The organism is Niabella beijingensis (assembly GCF_020034665.1).
GTDB lineage: Bacteria > Bacteroidota > Bacteroidia > Chitinophagales > Chitinophagaceae > Niabella > Niabella beijingensis.
Genome location: NZ_JAIQDI010000001.1, coordinates 412310 through 424721 on the forward strand (window position 1 = coordinate 412310; position 12412 = coordinate 424721).

Consider the following 12412-nt stretch of genomic DNA (forward strand, 5'->3'; position numbering starts at 1 on the left):
CGTGGTCATTTCAAACAGGATACGCTGGTTTTATTTTTCCGGGTTATTGGGAATACTGATTTCAAAAACGGACCCCTTGCCTTTCTCGGATTCCACGGTCACGGTGCCGTTCAGTTTTTCCAGCGCCTCTTTCAGAATGTACAAACCCAGTCCCAGTCCGCCGGGTTGCGCTCCTTTAAAAAACGGGTCAAAGATCTTTTGTACATATTCGGTATCCATACCTGTTCCGTTATCGGTAACCGTAATAGCGGCACCGGCTGTCCGGGTCCGGATTCCGATGGAGATCTTTTTATCCGGTTCTTCCGGACGCTGGCATTTTATGGCATTGGAAAGCAGGTTGGCTATAACGATCTCGATCCGGAAAACATCGCCATAAAAAGGTACCTCCTCATTTACCTGTACATTAAATGAGATATCCCTTGTGCCGTTGGACGTACTGTACAGATCCAGCAGCGACCGGACGAGCGCCTCAAAACGGATCCGTTCGTGTTCCACTTTGAATCGTGCGGTCTTATAGAACTGCACCGTCTGCGATACATAATAATCGAGCTTTTGGATACAGGCATCCATCAGCTTCCAGTAGTCACCGGAATCGTCCATCCGGCCTTCCATTTTTACCAGGTCGAGAATACCGGTGGCAGAGGCGATCGGGGCCCGCAGTTCATGGGAAAGACTGTATACAAAGCGGTTGAGCCCGTCGTTGGTCTTCTGAAGTTCTGCTATTTTTTCGCGGAGTTCTTTGTTGGCCTTGTAATGGTCATAGGCATTCAGCACACTGTTGTGCAATTCAAGATCGTCCCAGGGCTTGGTGATATACCGGTAGATGTCGCCCTGGTTCACGGCTTCTGCCAGCACTTCGATGTCTGTATATCCCGTCAGCAATACCCGGGGGATGTGCGGATACCGCTCCTTGGTTATTTTGAAAAACTCAACACCGGTTATCTCCGGCATCCGCTGATCAGATATCAGCACATGGATCTCATCGCGGTCAAGGATATCGAGTGCTGCGGTCACTGAAAGCGCAGTGAAGATCCTGTACCTGGTTCGGAAGGCGGCTTTAAAGGAGTTGAGGTTTTGCTGCTCATCATCCACATAAAGTACATTAATTTCGGGCGTCATGTAGCAATAGTATTTTAACGGATGGGTAAACTAATCACAAAGGTAGTACCTCTTCCCAATTCTGTATCTACCTGGATGGTACCGTTGTGTTTTTCGATGATCCCCTGCACGATGGAAAGTCCCAGTCCTGTACCCTCTCCCACATCCTTTGTCGTAAAAAACGGGTCAAAGATCTTATTTTTCACCTCTTCCGTCATTCCCTGTCCGTTATCCGTTATACTAACCCTGACCTGTGCGTCCTCCTCCCAGGTTTTTATGATCAGCACTCCCGGCTGCTGGTCCTTAAGGATCCGCTCCTGTATGGTTTGAACAGCATTGGTGATGATGTTCATAAACACCTGGTTGATCTTTCCGGGCGCACATTCGATTTTTGGCAGTTCGCCCAGTTCCTTTACCAGCTTGAAGTTCTGCGGAAAGGTGCTTTTTACCAGCAGCAGCGTGGATTCGATGCCTTCGTTGAGGTCTACTTTTTTCCAGTTGGCCTCGTCCACCCTTGCAAAGCTCCGTAGTCCTTTTACGATCTCCGAAGTACGGTGCGCTCCTTCCTTAATTCCCGAAAGCAGGGTGCTTATTTCTTCATAGAGGTATTCCAGGTCAATGTCTTTCTTGTGTTTTTCAATTTTCTGGATCTGGAATGCGATATCCCCTGAAGGATCCAGTTTTTCATACATTCTGATGACTGCCTGCAGGTCCGTAACATCTGCCTCCAGCGGCCGGATATTAGAGGTAACAAAATTTATCGGGTTATTGATCTCATGCGCGATCCCTGCTGTAAGCTGACCCAGTGATGCCATCTTTTCGGTATCGATCAGCTTTGCCTGGGTGCTCTGGATCTGCTTCATCGCCACTTTCAGCTCCTCATTGATATGTAACAATTCTTCGGTCCGGTGCCGTACTTCTTCCTCCAGGCGGATATTCTGTTCTTTGATCAGGCGCTCATTTTCCACAGATACCCGCAATGCCTCTTTGCGCGCTGCTTCCTGGTCCCTGCGGTAGATATTGATCTTATCGGCCAGGGCCAGTGACAACAACATGATCTGCAAGGCCGATCCGATCTCAAGGGTACGTGAAGTAAGAATATTGTAGGGAATGACACCGGAGGTCCTCAGCACATAGATGATCACCATTGTAAGAAAAGCGGAGATGGCCAAAAGGAAAAAACGCGCGGGACGGAACCCTTTTCTCAATACCCGGTAACCAACATACAGGCAATAGATCGATGTTACAAATGCAACTACATTGATGAGGTTGATGGCAATATAAGGACTTACTGCAAAATGAATAGGAAGGATGGCGGAATAGGCGCAGATCAACAGGGTAAAGCCCTTGTCCAGCCGGGGTGTATACCGCCGGGAATGCAGGAATTTCCTGCTGAACAAAAGTGTACCGATACCGGAAAAAATACCGCAGAGGTTCACTGTATTGGCCCGGAACCATTCATTACCGGGCCACAGGAATTTAAAGCCATAGCCCTGCAGCACTACCTGTGTGATCCCGACAAAAAATATAAAAGCAATGTAGTAGTAATAACTGTCGTCCTCCACCACAATACTCAGCAGCAGGTTATACAGCAGCATGATCACGATAATACCGATATAAATACCAAACAGCAGGTTGCTGGTAGCATTCCGCTGGAATACCGTTACCTTATTGCTTACAAAAAAAGGGAGGTGCATCGAGGTAGGCGACTTTATCCGCACAAAAATGGTGGCTGTTTCTCCCTGATTCAGAAAAAACGGGTATACATAGTTGATGATATTCAGCGGCCGCTGATCAAAGTCATACCGGGCGCCCAGCACCAGTTTATTTTCGATCGCCCCTTTCCGGTAGGTATAAAAGGTCACCTCCTGTAAAACAGGGTTCTCCAGCTCAAGAAAAAGCGAATCAAAATCAGCGCTGTTCTCCAGATCGAAACGCACCCAAATAGCAGCATCTTTAATTCCCGGACTCTCTTCTTTAAATTCAGATTCAGGAAGCTGAACGATCTGCTGTATGTCGAGCGAATCGCTTTTATCGGTCAGTATCCTGAAATGCTCAACCGGTAGCGCTCCGGTTGCCACCTGCGGGGTTATCTTGTTCTTATCATTTGCAGAAAGTTGGGTTACTGTCAGAAATATAAAAACAAAAAAGAAAAGATTTAATGATTTTGCCATATTCCTTCCTGATGCCAGTTTTTAAGAAACAAGTCGTATTCCACTTCAAAAGTTCCCCGCGGGCCCTTTTCCATATAAACCTGGGTCAAATTATTCCGGAGCCGGATGATCCTCGCGGCTTCCTCGGTGCCTGCATGCGACAGGTCCTGTATATCCCTTAGGCGGGTAACTGTTGCTACAAAATTATCCTTCGGATATAAAAAAGTGCCATTATCACCCACACTTTCCTCAAGCAGCATCCCGCTTCTTAACGTGGCCTTTACCGTACTGGGTGCACAGAGTGCAAAAACACTTTTGACATTCAGCTGTGCCGAAACGGCAACCCCCAGGTGCACGAGGAGGTGACTACCAATACCCATACCGGCGATCTCTTTCGAGTTCCACATACCGCACATTTCGCAGGTACCACCGGCAAACGTATCGTTTGCCACAACCTGGTGTATCCGTTCATCATATTTTGATACAGCAGTTTCTATGGGCAGCTGTTTCCCGAGCTCAAGTACCTGCATCCTCGTCCCCCCCAGTACCTTACCGGTGTGCGGGTCCTCCACCACTATTACAACCGAATAGGGATCCTCCAGCCATTCGGTATTATCCGATGTCACCTTTATTATACCGTAATGGATCTCCAGGATACGCCTGTGGCCGATCAGGAACTTTTCGCTTGTTTCTGGATCATCGGGCGCCCGGAAAGTTCTGACACGGATCATGCAGGATTGGTACCGTTTGGGTTTACAATTATTTTTTCCAAATCAATAAAGTATTTACCGGATGCGTTAAACCGGTTTAAAAATATGTTCCGGCAGGCCTCCGTAACAATTGCTCCGCCCAGGGTCACCGCGGAAGCCAGCTGTGGCCATCCGGTGATCGTTTTTCCTATTTCTGTAAGTGATCTTTTCATGGAATCAGACAAATTATCCATACCGACAATAGCACCCAGGTACCTGATTTTATCCGCCGGGGTCAACTGCGTTAATTGAGCCGCCAGTGTCTGTTGATCCAGTTTCTCAAGGTCGGGGATCCCTCCGTGAAACAAGGGCCGTTCCCTTTCCAGATCAAAACGTTCAATATCCAGCATGCCTTTGTCATTGGTGTCCATCACCACCGGGATACCCAATTCACGCGCCTTCATACGGCTGAGGATCTTGATATCAAATCCGTCACACTCCTCCACCAGCAGATCCAGCGGTCCGTTCTTTGTAAAAAAAGCATCCATATTTTCGGCATGAACCCCCTCCGTAAAACAGGTCACACTGATAAAAGGATCCAGCTCCGCTATTTTCCTGGCAGACAGGATCGCTTTCGACATACCCAGCTCGTGCACCCCAACCGGTAACCGGTTCATATTACTCAATTCGATATCATCGTAATCCGCAAGATGCAGGGCCCCGCAGATCCGTTCGGTAGCAATGGTCATAGCAATCGTTTGTCCTACAGAAAGACCAATGATCCCGATCTTCTTACCCCGGAAAAGCGCTGTTTCTTCCGGGGTGATTTTATATACATTCCTGTTTGTCCGGACCTTTATAAATTCATCTTCGTCCAGCAGGTGTACCATGCGCCCCGACCAGGGATAATAGACCCATACACCATAGGTATCAGGCGCCCGGTTGCCTAAATGTTTCCCTGTTAATAACCTGACCTGATGCTGATCCAGCTTCTCCGACGGATTCATGATCCGGATCAATTCCATCAGCTGCCGGTCAATAGTATCAAAAATCGTACAATTCTTTGTGCTGACCAACTCATCAAACAGGTCTTTATCAGCTTTTTGGCCGATCCGGAGGAAAACCGGGCGATAGGTATCGGATCCGGAGGCAAAACCCTCCCCTGGATTAATTTCAGCCATATTAGTTTTTCCCATGAAAAATGAGTAAATTTGAATACAGAAACTTCACAAAAATAGGGATAAATTACCTGGATACTAATTAATGTGAATATGGACGGATCCTATTCAAATATTTTATATGTGGATGATGAGATTCATAATTTAAATTCCTTCAAAGCCTGCTTCAGAAGGGAATTCACCATATTTACTGCTCAAAGTGCAAAAGAGGCCGAACAGATCCTGCAACAAAATGAAATACATGTTATCATTACGGACCAGCGTATGCCGGAAACAACCGGTATCCAGTTCCTGACTTCTATAATCCCCCAGCATCCCGATCCCGTGCGGATGATCCTGACGGGTTATGCCGATATCAACGCTGTTATCGAAGCGATCAATAAGGGGCAGGTCTACCGTTATATCCAAAAGCCCTGGGAAGAAAATCATCTCCGGCAGCTGATCCACGAAGGGATCGACCTTTATACCCGGAGCATGAATAACAAAAAAATGACCCAGAAGCTGGAAGAAAGTAACCGGCAAATGGAATTCCTGCTTCGCCAATCGCTTCTTTCCTGAATTTTTTAATATTCCCTGCTTTTCCTTATTTTTGCCTAAACTACTGATTTCCAGTTCTCTTTTTCGCTTGCCTGTTTGTTTTCCTTTAAAAAGGCCAATTTGGCTGGTTATTTGTATTTTTTCAAACTGCAGGTACCGGTTTCAGAGAGTTGTAAACGGAATGCTATTATAAAAATATAAACGTACATGATGAAAAAGTTTGCAGTATTGATGAGTGCACTTTGTATTTATGCCCTTGCCGGAGCACAGGACAGTTCTGTGGCAGGGGCGCAGTCGCTCAGAGATAAAGTACTGGATGATATTCAGAAAAATTTTACCACAAAGACGAAATCCTTTGATTCTACGGTATCCCAGCTGGACCAGCGCATGTCGGCACTGGACAAATCCATCAACGAATCAAAAGATGTTAAGGACAAAGCAGACAAGCTGGTACTACGCGTTCAGGCTGTTGAAGAAAAGCAAAAGGCCCTTGAACAAAATGAGCTGAATATCTTTCAGGCCAACTATCAATCGGCCATGGTGAACCTCGTTTCGATGGAACGCGAGATCAAACCACTGGTGCTGTTCAACTCTACCAAGGCATTTTTTAATTCCCTGAGTGAAACCGGCAACCCCATGAACTATGATGGCTATACCAAATGGTATAACTCTTACGCCGCCTTCGTAAAGGAGAAAAAAACCGAAAGTCCTGTTTTGAATGTGACCAGCAACCTGCTCACATTTGCCAGCGGGTTCAGCAAGGGCGTTCCGGTTACAGGACCGATTACATCCGCGCTTTTTACCAGCATGACCTCTTATATTGATAATATCGGTAAAAAAGAAAAAGCCCTGAAGGCACAAAGTGAAGAAATGCTGACGCTTACCATGAAGATCAGCCAGTTCAATTTTGACAACGGCCAGATCGAGAACGAGTGGGAGGCCATTACCACAGAGCTCCAGGATCTTCAAAAGAAATACGACAAATCGCTGAAAGAGAACCTGGGCATCATTAAAATAACACCGGCTGATTTCGACAATAATTTTTCCAAACAAAACGATGCCGAAAAGCGGTATCAGTATCTTACCCGCCTAAGAGATGAAGCAGCCCGGTTTGTTTCCAATGAAAAAAAGAGCAACCCCAAGGAATGGCGACAGGCGGCCTATATTCAGATGAATGATGTACAATCCCTCAAACAGCGTTTCGGACAGGTCACTTTCCGCATCAGCCAGAATCTTTTAAAATACAAAGAACTGTTTGATAAATACCGCAGCGATCCGCAACTGGGCAGCCGCATCAAGGATCTTGAAATTAAAATGAAAGAATTGCAGGAATCTTTTGACAAAACATTTGATCCGCTGGAATACATCAATTCTGCCAACCGGATGTATAAAGTTTAAGCATCAGCTATCAGAATTGAGAGCGCGGCTGGCGCTATCGGATGGTGCAGGTCGCGTTATTGATTTTTGAGACAGGCTGTGGTACAAGGAAGGATTGCCATTACAGCGATCAGACCAGCCACATAAAGTCTCCTCCGGTATCGGTTGAATGGCATTGATATGTGGATAGTTGGATCGGTCCCTGTGGTAAAACGCTGTTCCGCGGCCCGTTTCCTTAATTGCTTAGTGCCTCCAACAATTGTTTTCTCACTTTTCTGAAATAGAAGATGCTGTTATCATACTCGTTAAAGTTCATGATCAGTTCATTTACGAATCCTTTTGCTTTGGCAGTATCTTTCTGCTCCAGCATTTTCAGCAACTCATAATCATAAATACCATCGCGCATCGCCTCAAACCGAATGGAAGTATACAATTTCCTGTATCCCGGATACACAATATTGGCATCCCCCGCAGGCAGTTTGCCGCGGTCCCTGGAAGCATCATCCCTCAGGGGGTCCCGTCCGCCCCAGTAATTCAGTCCCCAATGTAAATACCCGGTCGCTCCATATTTATAATTGATCCAGTGCAGGTAACGGGTCTGGATCAGCGGTTGCTCAATAAAACGGTTGGCGTAATTCCCGCGCGGACCTACGCAGGTATAGAACCACACTTCTTTACCGCTCTTTTTCAATTCCTGGTAGAATGCATAATCCTTGTGAAATACATCCAGAACCGGCACCCAGACATCGATACCGTCCTTTAACTCTTTTGAGGTCAGCACAGCGTCCATGATCTTTATCCCTGGCAGGTATTTTTTTACATAACTGCTGATGGCCACATAAGACGGGGCATTTTTGGCCGTAGGTTCATCCGAGATATGCTGCATGTATTTCCCCAGCCAGCCTTTTTGTTGCAGGTGTGCTTTTAAAGCCGGCAGGAACTGGTTGAGAAAATTCTGTGCCCTTGCATCCTCTACCGGCAATAATACCGACCGCATGCCATACAGATGAGCAGCGGGATTGGGTGCCTGCTTCAGCTTTTTTGTCTCTTCATTATCCTCCAGCGGCACTTCCACAAAGAATGGATCATCCCAGGCTCCGGACCGCCAGGCAAGATGTCCGCCTTCGATCCGTTTTAAGGCACCTGCCTTCTCAAACAGCTCCGCTTCTTTGTCGAAATTGGAAAAATCAAAGGTATAGGTACCATTGTGCAAGGTGAATTTAGTATTCCAGGCGGCATAGATCCGGTGCACGTTCTGGTTGTGTGATGCCATCATATCGGCGTGCACTTTTAACAACTCCCAGTACAGGGGCGAATACAAAGCTACCTTGTTCCCTTTGTTCAGCAATTCCAGCGATACAGGGTTAAAATGGGCCGACCAATTGGTGATCCACAGGGATGTTTCCGGTACTTTCACCGGATAGACCCGGATGGGAACCGTACGGCGAAACTGTTCTTTTTTCCCGTTCACCAATCCGGTAACACTTACCTGTATCTTATAAATCCCGGCCGTGGTGCGGGCAGAAACGGGAACCGTTATCCAAAGTGGATTGATCTCTCCCTGCGAGAGATCCAGCAGGGTGTCATCCACGATCGGATCAGGAAAATAACCCGAAACAGAGCGCAGCAGATCCTTTGAGGCGGGCGTATATCCCCTTCCTACAGGAACATAGGTCACCCACCCTGTTTTAGCCTTGAGTACGGAAGCATTGCCTGGTAAACATACCGCATCTGCCGAAAGGCCCCTTAACGGTTTGTTAGCCCGCAGCACCAGTTGTATGGAAGCCGTTTCTCCTGCCGCTGCACGGATGGTATCCTCCTGCAACGGCGGGAAATAAGCTCTTTCCTTGAACACTTTCTCCAGGGCATCCACCTGGTAAAGGTCTGCACTGCTTTGTGCAGCTCCCTTCACAAAAGAAAAAACAACAGCTACAAATAATAACTTTTTGATCATGATCCTTTAATTAACACGTTTAGTATTGCTATTTTTCATATTAAAATAATCGTTTATCCTCCGTTTCCGTGATCCGTTTTACCAATTGCCTGTATAAATCGGTATCCAACTTTTCCGGTTCCAACGGTGCATTCAAAAAGCGTTTCCCCCAGTTAACCAGTTCTGTTTTCTTCTGACCGGAAGTCCATTTTTCAAAAAGGGTTTCCGCCGCCTCTTTCCGGTTCAGCCATGCCAACGCTGCTACCTGTGCCAGTGTACCCGTTGCATTCACCGCTTTGTCAGTACCGGCCATTTCCTGCAGCAGTTCGCTTCCTTTCGGCTTGTTTTTCATTGCGATTTGCGTAATGCCTTTAAAAAACTGCTCCAGCCTGTTATCCACAAGGGCCTCATAGGGTTTACCCACACCCATAGTTCGGGGCCATTGCATGGCCGCATCTATATATCCAAGTGCAGAAGTATACTTTTTTCGTCCCAGGGCGTCCAATGCCCGCATCAGCTTTATTTCTTCATACAGCCTCCTTCCTTCTCCGGCTCCTTCAAAAGGCAGGATCCGCAACTTTCCCAACACCTCATCAGCCTGCTCATAATGGTTGTTCCGTATCAGCGCGCGCACATATAGCATCCCGTTTATATAATCTTCCGGATGCTTCTGACAATACGGCCGGATCACCTCCAATGCTTTTTTATAGGCCCCGGCAGCAAGATAATAGCGTGTAAGGTAATTTTTATACCGCCATCCGTTATCTGCCTTCATCGCCTGTTGCAGGTCCTGTTCCTGCAATGCCGTGTCTTCATGCATCGAAGCCCGTACGATATAGAAAGGAGCAAACCCCTGTACGTCCGTTATTCCATTCAGCAATCGACGCGCTTCATTACGGTTGTTCTTCGACAGCTGTAGCAATGCCAGCAGGTAGACGGGCTTCCAGTTTTTTGTCTGCGCAATTGCCCAGTCGAACACCGGCTTCGACTCCTCCCGGAACGGGAATACGAACCCGGGATCCGCGTCAACGGCCTGCTTCAGAAAGTTCGCTCCTGCAGGTTGATCACGGTTTAAATACGCCCGCCAGTATTGTATTTCGTTGTTATCCGGCGCAAGGGACAGCAATTGCGTTGCTTCTTCCACGCAACCCAGCTGGTAATACCAGATCGCCAGCTCCAGGTAGGTTTGTGACGGGAATTCGTTCTGAACAGGAGCCTCCAGTGCTTTTACAGTGGCAGCGCCTTCGTTCCTGCGATGGTTTTCAAACAACAGGAACATATTAAGCGGCTCGGCCTCCCGGATCATTTTTTCGACCGCCGCATTTTCATTTCCCTTTATCCGGTTGACCAGGTATTGCAACTGCAGCGCTTCCATATTCTGCCGGTTATTAAGCAACGATTTTTCCGCATACTCCAATGACCGGGTATAGTCTTTCTGTATAAAAAAGATCCTGCTCAACCCGGCACAGGCTGCACTCCTGAAAGCAGAAGTGAGCGCCGCAACATTGAACCCGTCGATCGCATCATTGATCCGGTTTGTTTTAAGCGCCGCCAATGCATAATAATAGTTGGCCGCTGCATCATAGGTATCTACACTCAGCGCCCGTTTTGCAATATCAAACGCCGAATCGTATTGCATCCGGCTATACAGCAGCTGCGACAACAAAGCCAGCGCAGGAACATAATTTTTATTCTTATCAAGTGCCTGCCTGACTTTTACTTCCGCTTCCGGGTAATTCTTTAGTCCCGCCAGGTCCCGTGCATATACGTACAAGCCATATTCAGTATCCCAGTTAAAGTCGGCAGGTGCCGTAAGCGGTCGTTGCAGTGCTTTATCATCCACCGTCCATACCTGTCCTGCCAGGTAGATTGCAGCCTCTTTCCACTGAGCGGCAGACAGACCGGTCTGAAAGATTTTTGTAGCCAGGGGCTGCAGTTCTGCCCATTGTGCAAACAGGAGGGAACCGTTACGATCGCGTATATACAAGGTGTCTTTTACAAAAGCCAGGGGAGATAGGCGCAGCTCCGCACCACTGATCCCTGCAACGCCGAGCACGTTCGCATCCGTAACACCACGCGTTCCGGCGAACGGATACCAGTATTCGGTCCATTGATCGGTGCCATAAGGAATGAACTGCGTCTGTTTAAAAGGTGTTAAACTGCTGGGTATGGAATTCTGATTGAATAGCCGGCCACTCTGCATCTCCACGTACTGTCCGTCCTTATCGGTGAGCAGCTCTTTCCAGATATCACCCTGGTCGCTTAATGCCCAGGAGAACATTTTCCTGCCCAGTTTTTCGTCGCCGGCAGTATAATGCAGCATTCCGAAATCTTCATCCTTCCAATGCGCACCAAAATACGGTTTGCCGCTATTAATGATATGAAAGGATTTGGAGCCGCCGTAATTATTTTCCTTCCATTGATCCACCGCTTTACCGGCAACAGAATCGTAAGGCCATTGAACGACATCCCCGGAGTGACCGATAGCAGCAGTGCCGGGATAGATAAGCTGCAGGTCATTTTTAGCATAGACTGCCGAATTGGACCATTGATAATACGGCTGTTCTGTGGCGGTGGCATTGAACCAGAACGAACGGGTTGTAAAAAACGCTTTATCCTTTTCCAGCTTTATCTCCACGTTCCAGCGGGTACGGGTAAGCATTTCCAGGCATCCGATAATGCAGCGCACGCTCCCGTCCACACCCGTTTCAAGTTTGTAATCAACAGGCGTGGCCGTATTCGGTGTGTGCCCGATAATGCCGTAGTTAAATTCAACACCACCACTCGTCCAGGGACCACGCATGGCGATATCCCGGAACTTTACCACATTATTGTTGTAGAGAAAGTACCGTTTGTGTACCTTGTCGTAGGCCGACCATACCTTGCCCCCGATCTCCGGAAATACTTCTATACGTATGAAGTCGTTTTCCAGCTGTACCACCTTCCATTTTTTGCGGATGGATGTGGCCGTAAACCCGTCAAACCGGAAGTAGGGATAAATTTTGCCAAAAGAAGGAACGGGGTTCGGATCTGAAAACGGGTAAGTGACATACTCCTTTTTAAATTCTGTGATGACTGCGTTTTTTTGTGCTGCCAGCTGCAGGCTCAAAAACACCAGCACTATCATACAGAAGCAATCTCTTTTCATGTATCTTTTTTTCGAATTTACTTAATCCTGCCGGGTACTGTTTATGCAACCGTTTGTCTTCGGACCCCATTCGCTGATGCCTCCTTCCCAGCAGCTTCACCACGCTGCTGATCACTCCCTGCCTCCGTATTATTTTCTTGTTACCAGGCCTGCTGTACCGCAGTTTCCTGTTCCCTGTATTCCCGGCAGTTTTTCTACAGCAATGCATACACAAAATACGTCTTTTTTACTTACGGGTACCTACCCGTAAAATCAGCAGGGAAAGCCCGGTCTTTACAAAACCGGATCGCATTTCCCGG

Annotated in this window: 8 protein-coding genes; 2 read left to right on the top strand and 6 right to left on the bottom strand. The window is 47.4% G+C overall.

Features of this window, described 5'->3' with window-relative positions:
* Positions 1 to 30: 30 nt before the first annotated feature.
* From K7B07_RS01630 to K7B07_RS01645, 4 genes are read right to left on the bottom strand one after another with little or no spacing between them, the layout of a single operon-like run.
* Positions 31 to 1119, bottom strand: coding sequence for a hybrid sensor histidine kinase/response regulator (locus K7B07_RS01630; RefSeq protein WP_223706864.1), 1089 nt, complete (start codon positions 1117 to 1119; stop codon positions 31 to 33).
* 14 nt (positions 1120 to 1133) lie between these two features.
* Positions 1134 to 3272, bottom strand: coding sequence for a sensor histidine kinase (locus K7B07_RS01635; RefSeq protein WP_223706866.1), 2139 nt, complete (start codon positions 3270 to 3272; stop codon positions 1134 to 1136).
* Complete coding sequence (locus K7B07_RS01640) at positions 3257 to 3982, bottom strand: hypothetical protein (protein WP_223706867.1); 726 nt, start codon at positions 3980 to 3982, stop codon at positions 3257 to 3259. Before K7B07_RS01640 ends, K7B07_RS01635 begins: the two co-directional genes overlap by 16 nt.
* Complete coding sequence (locus tag K7B07_RS01645) at positions 3979 to 5121, bottom strand: ThiF family adenylyltransferase (protein WP_223706869.1); 1143 nt, start codon at positions 5119 to 5121, stop codon at positions 3979 to 3981. The genes K7B07_RS01640 and K7B07_RS01645 overlap by 4 nt, the downstream gene beginning before the upstream one ends.
* Before the next feature lie 90 nt (positions 5122 to 5211).
* Between K7B07_RS01645 and K7B07_RS01650 the strand changes: the two genes are divergently transcribed.
* The gene (locus K7B07_RS01650) at positions 5212 to 5676 is read left to right on the top strand and encodes a response regulator (protein WP_223706871.1); all 465 of its coding nucleotides are present in this window, start codon (positions 5212 to 5214) and stop codon (positions 5674 to 5676) included.
* 186 nt (positions 5677 to 5862) lie between these two features.
* The gene (locus K7B07_RS01655) at positions 5863 to 7053 is read left to right on the top strand and encodes a hypothetical protein (RefSeq protein ID WP_223706873.1); all 1191 of its coding nucleotides are present in this window, start codon (positions 5863 to 5865) and stop codon (positions 7051 to 7053) included.
* Positions 7054 to 7267: 214 nt separating this feature from the next.
* Here the strand turns inward: K7B07_RS01655 and K7B07_RS01660 are convergent, their stop codons facing one another.
* Both K7B07_RS01660 and K7B07_RS01665 read right to left on the bottom strand, forming a co-directional pair.
* The gene (locus K7B07_RS01660; protein WP_223706875.1) at positions 7268 to 8986 is read right to left on the bottom strand and encodes a glycoside hydrolase domain-containing protein; all 1719 of its coding nucleotides are present in this window, start codon (positions 8984 to 8986) and stop codon (positions 7268 to 7270) included.
* 40 nt (positions 8987 to 9026) lie between these two features.
* Entirely contained in the window at positions 9027 to 12113 is a 3087-nt protein-coding gene (locus tag K7B07_RS01665) for a DUF5107 domain-containing protein (protein WP_223706877.1), read from the bottom strand.
* Positions 12114 to 12412: the final 299 nt, after the last annotated feature.